Source organism: Parasphingorhabdus sp. JC815 (genome assembly GCF_040717415.1).
Lineage (GTDB): Bacteria > Pseudomonadota > Alphaproteobacteria > Sphingomonadales > Sphingomonadaceae > Parasphingorhabdus.
On sequence record NZ_JBFEFM010000001.1, the window covers coordinates 137,691 to 155,440 of the forward strand.

Genomic DNA, 17,750 nt, shown 5'->3' on the forward strand with positions numbered 1-17,750 from the left:
TGCTCCAGAAGTGACCCGGCAGCAGCTTCATGGCGTAATCTCAACGTATGGCCATATACCGCAACCCCCTAAAAAAGGACGATGGAGGTACGAAAATTAGCCTTACTCGAAACTCTCTTCTCTGTCGGTTTCGCGCTTACGCTCAGCATCCGCACGCATCCCTAGCTTCCTTCGCTGTTCAGTCGCCCATGCGAATACCGCTGGGTCCGAATGTTCTAGCAACGGCGCAAGGAACTCGGCGCGACTATCCAGGATGGCCGATAGATTCCCGGACCAGCCACTAGGACTCAACCGCCTATCGAAATTGGCGAGGAACGTGGCGCGATCGGGAGCGCGTTCGATAGCTTCAACAAACGTCTCCGACAAACCGGTATCCTGTCCGTAACGCTCGCCTGAAAAGAGATCGAGTGCTCGACACAAGAGAGGGTAACGAACTGGAGGATCAACTTCAGCCCAAGCCCACAAAACGCGGTCATCTACCTTTCCGAGCGGCCCCTGGCCTGATATTGGCGAGCTGCCGAAAATCGGATGATCGACATCATCTGGGTTGCTGAGCAAAAACTCGTCAAGCGTTACGGTTGGCTGCACCTTGAAAAGCGCATCAATCACATGATCGAGTTGAAACGAGCAAACTGAGCCCTCATCGATCAAGCCTAACAAATGACGGCAAAGCTCAACTGCGTAAGCTTCGCCTGCAGGGCCAACATAACAGGCCTTGATCGTCTCTTGTATGCTATACTCTCGCGTATCGCCGTCTCGGCTATAATCTGTCTGCAAAAGAAGCTGGTGGCCGAGATCGAACAACCTACTATCAACGTCGACGCCATCGGATTTGTGACAGTAGAAGGCCATTTGCAGAATCTCAATCGCCATCGCTGTCCCGCCTTCAAGCGTAGCAAGTTCACGCAGCAGTTCACGCAATTCGGATTGTGGTGCTGACGCGACATAGCCGTTGGCTAACGCATAAAAGCTGTGTGCTTCGAGCTTTTGGTCGCGAATGACCTGCCTCAACCGCGCAATCGCAGCAGAGTCTATACCGGCTACACCTTGCAGATAGACAAAGTGAGGCAGGATGTCAGCGTTGTCCAAGCTGGCATCTAAAAAATGTGCCCCCAGCTCAGGATCGCGCTTTACAATAACAGAAATGAAGCCGCCCATGACGCTGGCGCTTCGCCGGCCCACCGGCACGTCTGCAAGGGCATTACAAAGCTGATCCCATATCTCTTTTCGATCAACTCCCGAATTAGCCATCCCCCTGCCGAAAGCGAACGCTCTTGGCGCCTGCCCTTCGCCCATAACTTCGGGCAAGAAACTGCTTAAGACATCAGGAAGTGTCGCAAGCTCTTGTCCAAGTTCTTCTGCTTTATCCGCCAAACGATGGTAAGCGGCTGAAGGGTTCTCTCCATCCTCCTGATCGGCGTCCACGAGACTATACCCTGACCCTTGTGCTTCAATCACGTATGCTCTCGCCAGATTGAGCGGGTCGGTAGGTCGAAGTTGGGCTTCGACGTTCAATATTCTCTCTTGAACGGCCGGACTCCACCCGGTTTGGTCAAATTTCATTGCGCTTCGAACAGTCAGCCAAGCCTCGATCCACTCACCGTCCTTGAGAAATTCAGTAACGGCGGCCTCGATTGAATCCAAGCAAGCTTCAATGTGTAGTATGCCTCGCAGAGCACCGCCCAGAATCCTACGCATTGCCGGTCTCTCGTCGGGCTCGAGGCCCAGCTTAACCGCCAAATTAATTGCTTCGCTGAACCAGTTCCAAACTTCGCCCTTGATAGAAGGGTGCCAACCAAAATCCCTAGGCCGTGCGCCAAAGTCAAAATTGGAAGTTGACGAAAACATTTGAGATTTCAGTAGCGCAGAAACGGCGATCTCGCCGCAAGGTTTACTCTCAAAGTCGGTTCGCTCGAAGAGGTGTTCGGCGAACCGTCTCCGTTGTGCAGGAAGTGCCTGAGTCCCTGAAAGATGGAGATGGAACAGTTCCTCGAATAAGCCTTTAGCCGAATTTCGATTTTCGTTTACCGCCTCGCTTGCAACGAGTTTTGCCAAAGTAGTTGCCGCTCGGTCAAAGAGTTGGGGGTCGTAGGCTAACGATTTGAGAATTGCTGCGATCTGCCAACGGCCAGATCGACGTGGGTCAATAATGACCGGGAAATCTGTGCCTGCAATGGCCTGCTCGATCTTTGCCAAAACAACATCTGGCGCAACCGGCGCAATGTTCCTGAGAATTTGCAGAGTATCGTCATCGCCGCAGAGCAAGTCACCAACCGGCCCGTCCGCTTGCAGCCAACGACCAACAGCTGCGATGGCATCATCGCTGTCATGCAAATAGCCTAACCGTCGGCTTATCGACCTTTGCAATCGGCGGTTGGAATTTCGACAGAAATCATCGAACGTAGCTGGCGGTATGCGCTCAAGAGCTTGCGCCGCCAATCGGTTTGCAACCGCATGCGGCAAGAGTGCCCGCCAGCGCCCTCGCGATTGAACAATTCCTCGACGCTTGAGTTCAGCCACGAAGCCATAGAGCTTCGTCGTGTCGACGTCTGCCAGCGTCGCAATGTTGGCCAGTTCGCCTTCGGTAGAGGTGTCAGTTCCATCGAACGAATAGACCAATGCCAAGGCCTCAGCCGCATTCAACAAGTAATCGTTGTCCATATTTCGCTGGACAAAGATGCGCGCGAATAGCTCGCGGTCACGAAGGTCGCCTAAGGTATCACCTCTCTTGACCGTTTCAGCCAGAACGCCAGCTACACGAAAATTCCCGCCGCTGAACTCGGCAATGCGATCCCGGTCCACCTGAGTAACGTGGGGGAAAGTAGCTTTCAGCCATTCAACCAATGTCGAGCTTGAAGCAGACTGCAGCCGAAACACCTCTGTCCTTTCAGGCTCATTGTCTCTCACATCATATTCGACGGTTATCAAACTGACCTTGCTCGCTTTGCTGCTGCAAATTTTTGCTAAATCGGAGTGAGTTTGAGGATTGCAGTTGTCGACAACCAAGATCGCCCGCTGGCCTCTCTCAACTAGGCCTAAAGCAAGCTGGCGAGCGGTTGGGTCTGGTGTTTCTGAGTAGTCGGTATAAATCGCCAATGAGGGGTCCAAGGGATCAGACCCGATTTCACTCTCGAATAGAGCCTGCACCAACCGTGTCTTTCCAAAGCCAGACATGCCGATAAGGCGGACACATTGCCCTGATTGAGCGAGTATAGCCCGAAGCTGGGTGATGCCTTCGATCATCGGTAAGACCGATTGCTCTTTTCCTCTAGCATCGACGAGACAAGCGGTGTCGTCGAAAATGAAGTCGCCATCGCCGCCAATTCGTGTTCCTGACCAATCGCCTAGAGCCTGCCAACCCGATAGCGGCGACCCAATCTTCTCCCGCACCCATGCTGAGACGCCGGGATAACAATTCACCCAACCAGCCAATCGGTCTCGATCATAAAAATCGACAGTTAGGCGGTCGGCAGATGGGTGGCCATCGAGCGCAGCGCGCATTGCAGCCTTGCGATTTTGAAGCGGCTTATCTGCGACAGAGCCGTTGGAGCAGACGATGATGTAACCGCCCCCCGAATCTGCCAACTCACCAATAACGGCTCGTAGCGAACCTTCAGGTCGCATTTCTTTCTGAATGGCTGCTGGTCCCATGTCTGGTTTCTTGACTTGAAATCCCAAAGGCACAGTCAGGATAAAATCGCCTGAGAAGGTCTCCCCCGTCAGTTCTACGCGAACGTCTAGGCCACCGTCAGGCGCATTCTGATTGCCTCCCGCTGTGACTCCTGACACCGGCGAATCCATTGATCGCAATTCGGCCAAGCACAGTCTCGCCACGAGGGTGCGCAGTTGCCTGTCGTCAAGAAGTTGAATGTGGCTCCCTATTACCTCAAACATTTGCGCTAATCATCCTGTTTTGTGGCGAACGATATAGGAACAATTCTGCTAAGTGGAAAGGAGGGAGTGAGAGAAACGTAGTCCATGGTCTAAGGCTAGGGCAAAGTCCCGCCTGTCTCGGACCCATATTTAGAAGACTGCTTCAGTTCTCTAGTCACCAAAACCAGATTGTCCGAAATCGGCCCATTATCAGACGTTCTGTGGTCTCCCGAAAAGGTTGATAATATCCAATATGTTGATTCCCAATCCATTTTAGTAAACGAAAATTGGCCATAAAAACGCGGCCGAATGTGTCAAGGCATCTGGATTGACCCGATAACTAAAGCGTGAGAACTATCTGAATTCAACAAACCTGCCGTCTCTCAGAACTCGTGAGGAGGTGCTAATGTATAAATCTCTCGCGATTGCCGCCGGCACTGCGGCTATTTGTTTAGCTTCACAGGCCGATGCATCAGAGACCCAAAAATTCACCTATGATGCTAAAGGACGACTGGTAAAAGTCGAGCGCACCGGGACTGTGAATAACGGCGTCACAACCGATTATGAACATGACAAGGCAAATAACCGCAAGCGCGTCAAAACCACAGGATCGGCCAACCCACCATAAATTTCTTTGACAATCCGGCGTGCGTTTGATTTGGATGGGGGCGATATTATGGTGCTAATGTTACAATGTAGGCGGTCACCCGGTTCTGGTTCTGTTTTAAAACATATATCGCGTTATTTTTCTCTGACCTTTGTTTTGCCGTATTAATGCTAGTTGTATTCGCGGCCCCGTCCTTCGCACAAAGTCCGCCGCCCAATGCTCCTCCTGTCGACAACAGCGATATAAATGGCGTCGATGTAACAACCAGTCTTTTCAATGTCCGGCAGGAACAGGTGAATATTGGGAATCCGGCCAATGGAGGCTTATCATTTTCTGCGGTTAATTCCGGCACAGGCTGGTATCCCTCTTTTCGCGGGACTGTCAGCTATGGCCAGGGTGGCGGCACTTCTCGCAGGGTCAGTATCGGGGATCACACAGAAAACTTTACATTGATAAGCGGAGTATACCAGTCCGACGAGGGTAGCGGATCCACATTGATTTCCAGCGGGAATGGCAATTTTTACACTTATACAATGAGCGATGGGACGGTAGCCTCTTTTACCAATCCAGGCAGTGCGCGCTATTATGGTAACTTAAGGCTTGGTGTCATCGACAAGTTATCTAATCCATCAGGTTTCGAAAGAAAATTCCATTATGTTTATGCCCAGGTTTGTCCAGGAGGAGGCAGTGGTGGCGGCCCCAACCCTGACTTTCGAAGTGCCGGGTCTGAACCTGAAACAAATGAAAAGAGCGAAGCCCTTCAGCAGAAGCCTCCGTCTTTTGCATCTCGGAGCAGCGGCGTCAGTGCCAGCTCTGCAAGTACCTGTTCAAAACCAATACAATATCATGTGCGCCTGCAATCCATTACCTCGAACAGCAGTTACCAGATCAAGCTGCATTATGCGATCAACCAGACGCAGGCTTTTCTGAATACCAATCTGGTATTTGGTTGGAACCAGCTGAAAGAGGCTATCGCGCTCAATAATGCGGTTGAATATTGCAGCCCTACCTCCAATACATGCTCATTTGCGAATACTTGGCCCAGGAAACAATATGCCAATGATTATTCGCAGGTCATCGACGAACTTGGTGCCACTACAAGCTACGGCGGCAGTGGCGGCGTAACGATGATTACGCCGCCAACCAGCGCAAGTCCCTTGGTAAGCGCTACATATAGCGCAGGTAAGGTAAGCGGGCTAACCGCCTTTGGGCTAAGCTATGGTTATAGCTACGCAGACAGCGGCGGGAACCGGACGACGACGGTGGCTCAGCCGGGCGGCGGCGCGAAAGTCTTTGTGAGTGATACCGCGTCGGGGCGCGTGATATCGGTTAAAGACGAATTAAATCGAACAACGAGCTATCTTTACGATGCCAAGGGCCGCTTAACCCGCACCACTTTACCTGAAGGCAATTATAGTCAGATCACCTATGACAGCAGAGGCAATATTACAGAAACCCGTCTTGTTGCAAAACCGGGATCAGGTATCGCCGACATTGTGACTAAAGCGGGTTATTCGGCTTCGTGCACCGCTAATCCCACCTGCAACAAGCCATTGTGGACGGAAGATGCGCTGGGGAACCGGATTGATTATACTTATAATGTTACCCATGGTCAGGTGACCAAGGTTCAAGCGCCTGCCGCATCTGCCGGGCAGCCGCGTGTAGAGATCAATTATGTCTATACCGCTCTTTTCGGGAAAGCGAAAAATTCTGGTGGAACGCTGGTCGCGCAGACTGTGCCGGTCTATAAGGTCACACAGGTCATGAGCTGCGCCGCAGCCGCGACCTGCGCTGGCAGCGCGAATGAAACCAAGGTCACAATCGGCTATGACCCGAACAACCTAAAACCGGTTACAGTTACGACAGCGTCCGGGAACGGAGCCATCTCCACGACCAACAGTGTTGCCTATAATTATCTTGATCAGGTAACGACCGTGGATGGTCCACTTCCGGGCAGCGTAGACACAGTGCGCAGCTATTTTGATTTGAAAGGCCGCGCACGCGGAACCATTGGCCCGGACCCCGATGGCGCGGGGCCAATGCTGCGCCGTGCGGTTCGCTATACTTATGATGCTTCGGACAGATTGACGAAAATCGAAAATGGCACGGCGACTAGCCAGAGCGATACAGCGATTAACAGCATTACCGTCCTTGACCGTGTCGATACGATCTATGACGTGAACAGCAGGAAAGTTCGCGATACGCTGGTCGCAGGTTCAACAACCGAGGCGGTGGCGCAATATGATTATGATGTAAGAGGCCGGTTATTATGTACGGCAACCCGGATGAACCCGGCGGCGTTTGCGTCTCTGCCTTCTTCCGCCTGTAGTCTGGGTACAACAGGTGTCCACGGCCCCGACCGGATTACCAAAAACTTTTACAATCTCGCCAGTCAGGTGACCAAGGTGCAGACCGCGGTGGGCACGTCCGCACAATCTGATGAGGTGACAACCGTCTACACAAATAACGGCCTTGCCGAGAGCGTGACAGACGGTGAAGGCAATGCCACCGCCTATGTTTATGACGGCCATGACCGGCTCGACAAAACACAATATCCCAGCAAGACGACAGCGGGGATCAGTTCCACAACCGATTATGAAAGTTACAGTTACAACGCAAATGGCAGCGTCATAAGCCAGCGTCGCCGCAATGGCCAGATTATCAATTACAGTTATGACAATCTGAACCGTGTGACGCACAAGAACCTTCCGGGCAGCGCGAATGATGTCCATTATGGTTATGATCTGGCGGGGCGGCAGACAAGCGCGAGGCTGGTATCAGCAGGTGGCCTGGGGCTCACGAACAGCTTTGATGCGCTGGGGCGTCTGACCAGCGTGACTGATACCACCGGCGGCGGCTCGCGAACCGTAAGCTATCTTTACGACAGTGCGTCACGTCGGTCACGGATGACCTATAATGACGGCTTTTATGTGAGCTACAGCTACAAGGATGATGGCTCGCTGTACCAGATCAAGGAAAACGGCGCTGCGGCGCTGGCTACCTATGCTTATGATGCGCAGGGCCGCCGCACGGGCATGACCTATGGCAACGGGACGGTGACAAGCTATACGCATGATCCGCTGTCGCGCCTATCCGGCCTGACCAGCAATCTGGCCGGAACCGCGCATGACCTGACTACCACGTTCCAGTATAATCCGGCGAGCCAGATTGCCGAGCTGACGGGCAGCAATGACAGCTATGCGTGGAACGGGCATTATAATGTGGATCGCAGCTACGGCGTCAACGGCCTGAACCAACTGACCACAGCAGGTGCGTTATCGCTCACTTATGATGCTAATGGCAATCTGGCTTCCGATAGCGTATCTAGCTATGGCTATGATGTGGAGAACCGTCTTGTGAGCGCAGGGGCCGGTATAACGCTGTCCTATGACCCCTATGGCCGGCTGCACCAGACAACCGGCAGCAGCACTGTTCGGATGGGCTATGACGGGGCGGACTTGATTACCGAATATGCCGCCAATGTCTCCACCATCCTGCGGCGCTACGTTCACGGTGACGGCAGTGATGATCCGATCCTGTGGTATGAAGGTGCTAGCACATCGGACAAACGCTATCTGCACAAGGACGAGCGCGGCAGTGTGATCGCGCAGAGCAATGCGGCAGGCGCGGTTATCAATATCAACCGCTATGATGAATATGGCATCCCGGCCTCAACCGACACAGGCCGGTTCCAGTATACGGGGCAGCAGTGGATTGCGGAACTCGGCCTTTATCACTACAAGGCCCGAATGTACTCCCCCACCCTAGGCCGGTTCCTCCAAAGCGACCCCATCGGTTACGGTGATGGTATGAATGTCTATGCCTATGTATCAGGCGATCCGGTTAATGGAGTGGATCCTACTGGGCTTGGGGTATATGATAGAAGTTGCACAGGGTCGCGTTTATGCGAGAAAAGAGACGGAGCATCGGGAGGTAGCTGGTTTGTGAACAGTATCATATATAGCGTACCGAATAATGCTGGTGGAAAACAAGGTGGTAATTATTATTTTGTCCCAGCAAAAGTAACCGTTGCCGGTTTTACATCGACAGGGGGCCAATATTTTTTCAATGGAAGCATAAGTCACTCTGCCTTTTATGCGCGTAATTCTAAAAGTCCAGATTATTCGCCGCAAAATGATGATGGCCCATGTGAGGGGGGACCTACTTTCACAGTTGGCGGTGCGGGCGATTTAGCATTAATTTTCGGTGGAAGCGTAGAAGGCGGTGCTGCTGTTGATCTTGGATCGGGAGATGTCGGACTATATGGTTCAGCGGGAAAGACATATGGGGTTGATGTGTCTGCAGGAGTTAGCTTCGGGCTATTTACAAACCCGTCCGCGCTCAGAGGAAAATTCACTGAGATTGAAATTAGCATCTTAGGCGTTGCCGGAAGTTTCATTGTTAACGACAACAAAGAGTTCGCTGGAGCATCTGTCACATTTGGTCCTGGCCTCCCAGCTTCTGGAAGGGTGACGCAAGGTTCAGGCGACACACTTAGCCTAGGTTGCAATAATGATTAACCCTAAGTTGCATAATATTAAGTTGCTTGCGTGTTGCATAGTCATTGCATCTGGGCTTGTTCCGATTGTCACTTTAGATGGCCTAATAAGGTATGTTTGGCTATTTCTTTGCTTTGTTGCGCTATGCTTTTATGTGAAGTTGGCGCTGGTGCCTAGAAAGTGTGGCCACGGATTTGTGACCAGCTATGGAATATTTTTTTTCCCATTCGTCATAAATCCTTGCCCTGTGTGTGGCGATTACATTTCGACGCGAGAGACTTAAAGGAAATAGGAAGGGTGGGGTTCCTCATTGATTGTTCCGGCCTATTTGCCGGATCGCGCTTGTGCAGTTTATAGAATCTCACGAGTACTCCGGACGCAACGCTGCAGATCGGATGGCCTGATGGGTTCCGCCTATCGGCGGCGGTGTTCCGACAGGTATCCCGCCAAGCGTCTCAGCCCCGTCAACAACCAATGCACACAGGACCGCCCTCAGTCCCTAAGTCTCGCACACCCCACACGGGTAGCCCGTAGGTTATTATCAAGCGATGTTAGCGGGTTGGTGCGGATGGGGCTGATGCAGGCTGACGCGGGTGTTAGGCTGCATCGTGAATGTCGAGCGGTTCCAGGGCGAACCGATTTACAACTACATCACGATCAATGAAGGCGAGATTTCACTCCAACTCTATTCAAGTGACAGGACTAAGGTGCGAACTTGGAAGAGGGCCGCAAAGTGATAAGGATGCCGACCAAGAGCTTGTTTGACTAACCCTGCATTTCGAGATGCGGTGCGCAATCCCGACTTTGCTGATACGCTCAGAGATGCGGCAGCTGGCGATGCAACTACGGGCTATGAACACAGTTTTGCATTTGGTCCTGCATTATGGTTCGGTCCGGAGATTTTCTCCAATCCTCGACATATCCGAAACTCTGGCGCTTCGGATGCGGGGCCAGCTGGGCTTGTTCGTTCGCCGCGCATTGTATTCCATACCCATAGGAACGCAGCACCGAGATTATCTCCTGCCGATCGCGCACAGGCTAGAAGGATAGAGTATCCAATCGTAGCTTACGATGTGGATGATGGAACATTCAGGTGTGCCTTGCCATGACAAAATCATTTCCAATCATATTGATTGCCATGTTTTTGGGAGCATGCGGAGAGAGAGGCGAGAACAGTGTTAGTCTACATCACTATAATTCGACGGATCAAATCTATAAAAAGGCTTTGAAACTGGCTAATTCTGAACACCCTTCTTATTTCCCAAACGCTAAAAAATTGGGAATAGATAATCAGATAAAAGCCATTCCAGTTTTTACAAAAGATCATGAGTGCGTATACTTTATCAACACCTCAACTATTATAATTGAAGAGACGCTTCCTATTTACTGCTTCAAATATGGCTCTCTTGAGCTTTCCCATAAATTATGACGACCAGGTTTCCATTAACCTTCCCGGGCCAGGGACCGGATCGCGCCTGCGCACTGGGGAATTTGGCGTGCACACCGTACGCAGCGGTCCGCCGGTAAGAAATTCGGACAGATCAGTGTGTTACATACAATTTTTGGGGTGTGCATAAGTGAGTTGGTAGCAAGTCATGCATCGGATTGGCAAATCACTAGCAACTGTAATCACAAGCTATCACTACGACAGCGCGTCACGTCGGTCACGGATGCACCAGACAACCGGCACCAGCATTGTTCGGATGGGCTATGACGGGGCGGACTTGATTACCGAATATGCCGCCAATGGCTCCACCATCCTGCGGCGCTACGTTCACGGTGACGGCAGTGATGATCCGATCCTGTGGTATGAAGGCAGCGGCACATCGGACAAACGCTATCTGCACAAGGACGAGCGCGGCAGTGTGATCGCGCAGAGCAATGCGGCAGACGCGGTTATCAATATCAACCGCTATGATGAATATGGCATCCCGGCCTCAACCGACACAGGCCGGTTCCAGTATACGGGGCAGCAGTGGATTGCGGAACTCGGCCTTTATCATTACAAAGCCCGTATGTACTTCCCCACGCTGGGCCGGTTCCTGCAAACAGACCCTATCGGTTACGGCGACGGCATGAACCTCTATGCCTATGTGTCTGGTGACCCAGTTAATGCAGTGGATCCGAGTGGGCTTAAAGGTCAGGGCGGGGAACAGGATGTAGAATGTGACGAAATCTGTCAGCGGAGTACGATAGTTGTGACCGGACCAAAACTTTGTAATTCTACGTGCCAACTAAACCGATTTTCCAATCAATTAATACTCAGAGCTATTTTTGACGCACGGGCTTTGGGCGGTAATACAGGTGGCGTCGGTGGTGGCGGCCTGCCACCACCACCTCCTTCTCCGGAAGCGCCGCCGCAAAGTCCAAGCCCCGCCTGTAGCGGCCCAAGGCTTACCCTCGGTGGCCAATTTTCTGTTACCGGATTTTTGGCGTCCTTTGGTGTCAGTGGGAATGTTGAAGTCGGGGTTGCTCTGCCATTGGCGCCTAACAACTCTTGGAATCCACTTGCCGGTGCTCAACTTTACGGCAGAGCTCAGGGTTTGGGTCTTGCGGGCTTGGGTTTCTTTGCGGGTGCAGGGCCTTCAGGCATAGCAGGGATTAACAGCGGACCTCTGACTACGGGGGTTCAAGACAGCTTCGTGTCTCAAGGCGGTCTCGCATTCCCTGAAGGTGGAGAAGCGTCAATATCGTTGTATGGGAGCGGTGCATCAATCAGCGGCGGACCCCGAGCGGGCATGGGTGGGTATCTTGCCGTCGGTGCGGGCAAGACAGCGACAGCGGCTACCAAGCCGCTGGGATGTCCGTAATGGGAGCGCGAGAAAAGAAGATAGGCTCCGGCTTCAGGACAATGTCATTGATCGCTTTGGTGGTTATTGGTTTCATAAATTTAATCTATGCATTAGATTTGTTGTTACATTTGGGATGGGGGTACTCCTTCAATGATTTGAAGGTTGCACTAGGAATTCTGGTATTCGCCGTGATTTTGAGGTTCATTGGCCTGCGCGTTATTGATTTCTTTGATCAGAACTATTGAATATCAATTTTGCATTTTTTGCAGAAAAATAAGGAAGATTTATGTTCTATCGCTATAGTACTAAGCGCAGACGACGGTAAAATACAGGTATATGGATTATCAAGAAAAGCCGCTTTAGTCCTTGGATTTAGCAATGCAGCAGGAAAATTTGTGGATAAAAGTACGCTCGTCTTCCGCTTTCACCATATCGAGATAAGTCCGCTGCGCCATCGGGCCGCCCTTGATTGCAGCAATGCCCAAGGCCCGGATAACAGCCTGACTGGCCGGCATCTGAACTTGTTGATCGCCCTCCCGTGTCGTGACGGGCCTCAAGGCTTCCGACCTCATAAGTTCGCGTGTTGGATGTGCGGCAGGATGATAAAGCGGCTCCGCCTGCTTCTCCTTGCGCGGACGTCCATTGGGGTTGCCAGATTGTCCCTTCTTGAACTGACCCGATATAGGCGGTTTGCCGTAACCCACTTTGTTTGTGTGTTTCTTGCTCATGACAGCACCTCCAGAACTGGAGGATTTATTCCACATTGCTCAGTTTCCCGAAAGCTGTCCCCGGTCGCTACCAACAGGGCGTCTTCGCCCGTCAGCTTTTCCCAGCGGCGGATAATCGTATCGCAATAGTGCGGGTCATATTCAATAAGCCTCGCATGACGGCCTGTGCGCTCTGCAGCAATCAGTGTGGAGCCTGAACCACCAAACTGGTCGAGTATGATTTCCTTGCGGCGCGAGCAGTCCTTGATGGCATCGGTAACAAGCGCGACCGGCTTGACGGTTGGATGCATAGCAAGCGCTTCATCACGTTCCTTGCCCCGGCTCGACATTCCGGCATATTCCCAGACATTGGTTCTGTATCTTCCAGTTTCGCCTAAACCAAAGCTATTGGTATGTGCCGCAGTTCCCTGCTTGAACACAAATATCAGTTCATGCCGCGAACGGTAAAACGCGCCCATACCGCCATTGCTTTTCGCCCAGACGACGAGATTTTTCATTTCGTCAAAGACGGCTTTACCGGCAGCCAGTATCTCGCTCATGTGCCGCCAGTCCATACAGACAAAAGCAATGGCCCCGTCCTTGACGGCATTGGCTGCAGGCTTGAGCGTGTCAATCAGGAATTGCGTAAACGCTTCTTCACTCATCTCGCTGCTGGCAAAGGCGAATTCCCGGTGTTTGTTTTTGCCCAGACCGCTGACATGGCCATCTATGGGGACGTTATAGGGCGGGTCTGTGAAAATCATGTCGGCCGCTTTGCCGTCCAGCAATTGCTCATAGGCTTTTGCATCGCGCGCATCACCGCAGACTAGCCGATGATCACCAAGCTGCCAAAGGTCGCCCATCTGCGTGACCGGCTTGTCCTGAAGCTCGGGGATTTCATCATCAACATCGCCTTCATCATCCTGACCGAGCTCAATGCCATCAATGGCCATATCGATTTCGGCAATGCTGAACCCGGTTATCTCGACATCGAAGTTGAGATCGCTCAGGTTCTGCAGTTCCAGACCAAGCAGCTGGTCATCCCAGCCTGCATTTAATGCTAGCTTGTTATCCGCGAGCACATAGGCGCGCTGCTCAATGGGCGTAAGATGCGAAAGCTCAATAGTAGGGACAGTGGACCAGCCCAAACGCTTTGCCCCTTCAACCCTGCCATGGCCTGCCAGAATTTCTGAATTGTCATTGAGTAGCACCGGGTTGGTAAATCCGAATTTCTCGATGCTCGCTGCAATCTGTTTGATCTGTTTCTTGCTGTGCGTACGCGCATTGCGCTTTTGTGGTCTAAGCTCGGCAATTCTGCGCTGAACAATCCGGTCAGCAAAGATGTTTGCTTTTTCTTATGTGGTACGGGACATGAATTTTCCTTTTCGAAGATATGTGTTTTTGAGTGCATGATCCGTTTTGGATCGCACGTGTGATATGAATATTCATGTCTTTGTCCTTTCTATTTGTTCCCGATATGTACCAATGCGTATCACAAAAATTTGCAACATGTCAGGTGGCAATTGCCATAATTGAAAAATAATCGGGGATGGCTTCGGGGATAATCTGGGCAGAACATTGTATCCCGGATACCGGCATTCTAATCCCATAAAATGAAACTTCATCCCGGATTGAAAGATGGAATCCCACTTAAGGCGCGTCTTGTTCCGGTTAATCAAAAATCATCCCGTTATCGCGAACTGATATCCCACTTAAGAGCTACTTTATCCCGCTTTAGAAAATAATATCCCGGCTAATAGGTTGGTGGGTGGCAAAAAAGAGCGCCTAAAATAGCTTTGTTCCCATATACGAAGAAATGCATTCCCTGTTATTCTTGGGATTTTCCCTGTTCCAGTTCTTAGGGAAATGCACCTGTAACCCGCACGAAGGCTGCCGTTCAGGGCTTTGATTTGGGTATTTGATGGCCAAAAAGCCGTTATTTTCCTGTAAATTTCTAATAACAGGGAAATCGCCACTGAGACCCGTTCGCTACAGACTGCGTCGGGCACCACTGATTTCAAGGCGTATCGTTGCACATCAGCGTCGACGCCTTAATTGTGGATAACGTGATCCGACTGCATTTGCGTTGATGTGCATGGCAATGTCCCGGCACCGCCAGATGCTTGTAATCCAGTATTTTATCCCCATATCATAGCTTTCATACATTGATAAAAGTGGAGAACTCACATGGCAGGTGGTTGGACACGCGATGGTGCGGTTCAGGATCAGATTGATGACACGGTTTCCGACGCAGTGAAGCGCGCTCGGGCTGATATGCCATCGGGAGATGCAGCAAAATATTGCGTGGAATGTGGTGAAGAAATCCCCGAGGCACGGCGATTAGCTTTACCTGGAACACGGACTTGTTTTGCCTGTCAGTCAGAACGCGATGCAGCCCGGACTAATGCTGGGATCAATCGCCGTGGCAGCAAAGATAGTCAGCTACGGTAAACGCATAGCGTGGAGTGCTGTCAGATAGTTGCAGTTGATCTTAACCGCTATTCCTCAACGCTGTTGCAATGGCGTTAAGGGATAATTGGATTCCTTCACCAATCCTCGGATCCTCTTCTCCGGCACGCATTCGTTTCATCAACTCTATTTGTAGATGATTGAGCGGTTCGATATAAGGCAAGCGCAGTTCGATGCTGTTGAAAAGTGACGGGTTTTTGGCAAGCAGATGTGGCTGATCGGTAATTTCCAGCAATATGTCGCGTGTTTTTTCCCAGTTTGAACGTATACGATTGAAATAACTCTCGCGCATGTCCTCGTCCTCAACCAACGTAGCATAGCGCGCGGCGATACCCATGTCGGATTTGGCGAGGACCATTTCCATGTTGGATAGGCTAGCTTGAAAAAAGGGCCAGCTTTGCGCCATGTCTTTTAATTTTTCAATATCATCAAAAGCTGTCAGCGCTTGTCCGACACCATACCATCCCGGTAACATAACCCGCGCCTGCGACCAGCTGAAGACCCAAGGAATGGCGCGCAAATCTTCGATCTTTTCACTTTTCGTACGACTGGCCGGGCGCGAACCGATTTTAAGTTTTGCGATCTCGGTCAAGGGTGTCATCTGGCGAAAGAAGGTCCGGAAACTATCATTGCCGTATACCAAGTCGCGATATTCCGCGAAAGCGGTTTGGGAGATCTGGTCCATTGCATCAGCAAAAACGGCATGAACTTTCTGATCAGACGGATCAGGTTCTAGCGAACGAAGCAATACCGCGGATGTGATAGCTTCCAAATTGGTTTCTGCAACTGCCATTGTGCCATATTTTGCGGCAATGACTTCCCCTTGCTCAGTGATGCGGATACGGCCATCAACGGTTCCTTTTGGTTGCGCTCTGATTGCGCCAAAAGCCGAACCGCCGCCGCGGCCCACAGCTCCGCCTCTACCGTGGAAAAGCTGCATTTTCACATCGGCTTTTTTAAACACAGGTGTCAGCGCCTCGCTAGCTTTGAACAGGCTCCATGTAGAGGTAAGATAGCCACCATCCTTATTGCTATCTGAATAACCGATCATCACTTCCTGTGCGCCGCGGCTTCGTGTCAGTGCTTGCATTTCCGGCAGCGCAAAAAAATCACTCATTACCTGCGGCGCATTCTCCAGATCGGCGACAGTCTCGAACAGGGGGACGGCCATAATCGGGCAGATTGGCAGATCATCATCGTGAGCGGGCGCGTGATAGAGGCCTGCTTCCATCAGGAGTATGTAAACTTCTAATATATCGGAAACTGTTTCGCCGTTGCTAATATTGTAATTAACGATCACTTCAGGACCATATTGGTCGTGTGCCTTTGCCGCTGCGCGTAATATGGATAGTTCCTTGGCAGTTTCTTCGCTATAATCTATCCATGGACTTACCAATGGGCGGTTATTTGTCAGTTCCTGACGTAGGATTTTGACGCGGGCTTTTTCGTCGAGCGAGAGATAATCTGCTTCCACACCCGCTTTGGCGAGCAATTCTGCTATGACCCGTTCATGCACTCTGCTGTTCTGACGCATATCGAGCGTAGCAAGATGAAACCCGAATAGTTCCACGGTGCGGATCAGGCGTCCAAGCGCTCCTGAAGATGTGAATGTATCTTTGCCACTGGCGCTAAGTCCGGAAGCAAGTGTGACAAGATCTTTATGTAATTGCTGCGGATTGTCATAGTGCTTTGCTGTGATAGAGGAAGGGCGCCCGGGAACATGGCCACATAATTTTAAGTGGGTCGCTGATAACCGAGCGTAGATGCCTGAAAGAGCGCGTCGATACGGTTCGTCTTTGCGGCTGGGTGCATCATCACCACTGGCATCGGCCAGAGCAATGACTTCATCCGGAACCGTGGCAAGTTCGGTAGAAATGCTGAGTTCTGCGCCCATGGAGTGAATACAGGCTAGATAGTAACCAATTATGGTTTCAGCAGCGCGTGACAAGGCTTCATGCATCGCATCGGCATCGACAAAGGGGTTGCCATCGCGGTCACCGCCTATCCAGCTTCCCAGTTTTAAAAAATTCGGGAGCCTTGCATCCAAGACTTTCTCCCATTTGTCATATAATTTCGGCAATAGGGGAAGAAATACATCGCGCATGTAGCTTTGCGAGATTTGCACTTCGTCTGTCACGAACAGGCGCTCCCGGCGAAGAGGTCTTGTCTGCCATAGCAGAGCAATTTGCCGCAAGATCGCCTCATCGAGTGCATCACCTTCTGGCGTAGTATCCGCACCAGCGTCTTTCATTAACAGTAATTCAGCGATACGTGCTCTGTGGTCGATCACACTTTTGCGCCGCACCTCGGTCGGATGAGCCGTTAGCACCGGCGCGATTAAGGCATTGTCGAGTAAAGCGAGTATGGCTTTCTTATTAACTCCCTCGTCCGCCAGCTTTGCAATGGCCTCGGTTACGCTGGCACCTTCTTCGGCGGCCACGCCTTGACGATCCTCTGCAAGATTGGCGAGTAGTGAAAATAACATGAAACCACGAAGAAAGTCCGTTGTTTCATCAAGTGATAATGCATCTAGTCCCGGATCAATTGCGCTGGTATCAGCCAGGCCGCGATGCCGGTCAACACTGGTAGAGCGGATATATTCCGTCCGGCGATATAAATCTTCGCCGCCATAAGCGCGGATCACATCGCCCAATAATTTTCCAAGATATTTAATGTCGGGATTTTGCCGAACAATCAGAGAGGGGGCTAAGTATGAGTTCTGGGAGCGTTTATCCGTCATGCTACCTTGCTGCACGGCTGTGGCATTATGGTCAAGAAAATCCTTAGAGAGTTGAAATCGCCA

9 protein-coding genes are annotated in these 17,750 nt (G+C 51.4%); 5 read left to right on the forward strand and 4 right to left on the reverse strand.

Features of this window, described 5'->3' with window-relative positions; all coding sequences use genetic code 11:
• Window positions 1-102: 102 nt before the first annotated feature.
• Complete coding sequence (locus AB1K62_RS00695; RefSeq protein ID WP_367000436.1) at window positions 103-3,684, reverse strand: hypothetical protein; 3,582 nt, start codon at window positions 3,682-3,684, stop codon at window positions 103-105.
• 595 nt (window positions 3,685-4,279) lie between these two features.
• Here AB1K62_RS00695 and AB1K62_RS00700 point away from each other — a divergent pair.
• The 4 genes from AB1K62_RS00700 (at window position 4,280) to AB1K62_RS00715 (ending at window position 11,789) form a co-directional block, all read left to right on the forward strand.
• Entirely contained in the window at window positions 4,280-4,501 is a 222-nt protein-coding gene (locus AB1K62_RS00700) for a hypothetical protein (RefSeq protein WP_367000437.1), read from the forward strand.
• Window positions 4,502-4,647: 146 nt separating this feature from the next.
• Window positions 4,648-9,000: an RHS repeat-associated core domain-containing protein gene (locus AB1K62_RS00705; RefSeq protein ID WP_367000438.1), complete on the forward strand. Its 4,353-nt coding sequence runs from the start codon at window positions 4,648-4,650 to the stop codon at window positions 8,998-9,000.
• 1,084 nt (window positions 9,001-10,084) lie between these two features.
• Window positions 10,085-10,408 carry a hypothetical protein gene (locus AB1K62_RS00710; RefSeq protein ID WP_367000440.1) on the forward strand — a complete coding sequence of 108 codons (324 nt, stop codon included), beginning with the start codon at window positions 10,085-10,087 and terminating at the stop codon, window positions 10,406-10,408.
• Window positions 10,409-10,649: 241 nt separating this feature from the next.
• A complete protein-coding gene (locus AB1K62_RS00715) occupies window positions 10,650-11,789 on the forward strand; it encodes an RHS repeat-associated core domain-containing protein (protein ID WP_367000442.1) in 1,140 nt (379 codons plus the stop codon).
• 341 nt (window positions 11,790-12,130) lie between these two features.
• Here AB1K62_RS00715 and AB1K62_RS00720 read toward each other — a convergent pair whose 3' ends face one another.
• Both AB1K62_RS00720 and AB1K62_RS00725 read right to left on the reverse strand, forming a co-directional pair.
• Window positions 12,131-12,499 (reverse strand): DUF5681 domain-containing protein, encoded by a 369-nt coding sequence (locus AB1K62_RS00720; protein ID WP_367000444.1) that lies wholly within the window; start codon window positions 12,497-12,499, stop codon window positions 12,131-12,133.
• Window positions 12,496-13,821 (reverse strand): DNA methyltransferase, encoded by a 1,326-nt coding sequence (locus tag AB1K62_RS00725; protein WP_367001995.1) that lies wholly within the window; start codon window positions 13,819-13,821, stop codon window positions 12,496-12,498. The genes AB1K62_RS00720 and AB1K62_RS00725 overlap by 4 nt, the downstream gene beginning before the upstream one ends.
• An 844-nt stretch (window positions 13,822-14,665) precedes the next feature.
• On the opposite strand from AB1K62_RS00725, the gene AB1K62_RS00730 reads away from it, so the two are divergent.
• Window positions 14,666-14,929, forward strand: a complete 264-nt coding sequence (locus AB1K62_RS00730; protein WP_367000445.1) for a DksA/TraR family C4-type zinc finger protein — start codon at window positions 14,666-14,668, stop codon at window positions 14,927-14,929.
• A gap of 40 nt (window positions 14,930-14,969) precedes the next feature.
• On the opposite strand, the gene ppc is transcribed toward AB1K62_RS00730, so the two are convergent.
• A complete protein-coding gene (ppc, locus tag AB1K62_RS00735; RefSeq protein WP_367001996.1) occupies window positions 14,970-17,687 on the reverse strand; it encodes a phosphoenolpyruvate carboxylase in 2,718 nt (905 codons plus the stop codon).
• Window positions 17,688-17,750 lie beyond the last annotated feature (63 nt).

Bases quoted from the DNA above. Each gene is read 5' to 3' on its own strand.
- AB1K62_RS00700 (WP_367000437.1), top strand. From the start codon at position 4,280: ATGTATAAATCTCTCGCGATTGCCGCCGGCACTGCGGCTATTTGTTTA.
- AB1K62_RS00705 (WP_367000438.1), top strand. From the start codon at position 4,648: ATGCTAGTTGTATTCGCGGCCCCGTCCTTCGCACAAAGTCCGCCGCCC.
- AB1K62_RS00710 (WP_367000440.1), top strand. From the start codon at position 10,085: ATGACAAAATCATTTCCAATCATATTGATTGCCATGTTTTTGGGAGCA.
- AB1K62_RS00715 (WP_367000442.1), top strand. From the start codon at position 10,650: ATGCACCAGACAACCGGCACCAGCATTGTTCGGATGGGCTATGACGGG.
- AB1K62_RS00720 (WP_367000444.1), bottom strand. From the start codon at position 12,499: ATGAGCAAGAAACACACAAACAAAGTGGGTTACGGCAAACCGCCTATA.
- AB1K62_RS00730 (WP_367000445.1), top strand. From the start codon at position 14,666: ATGGCAGGTGGTTGGACACGCGATGGTGCGGTTCAGGATCAGATTGAT.
- ppc (WP_367001996.1), bottom strand. From the start codon at position 17,687: ATGACGGATAAACGCTCCCAGAACTCATACTTAGCCCCCTCTCTGATT.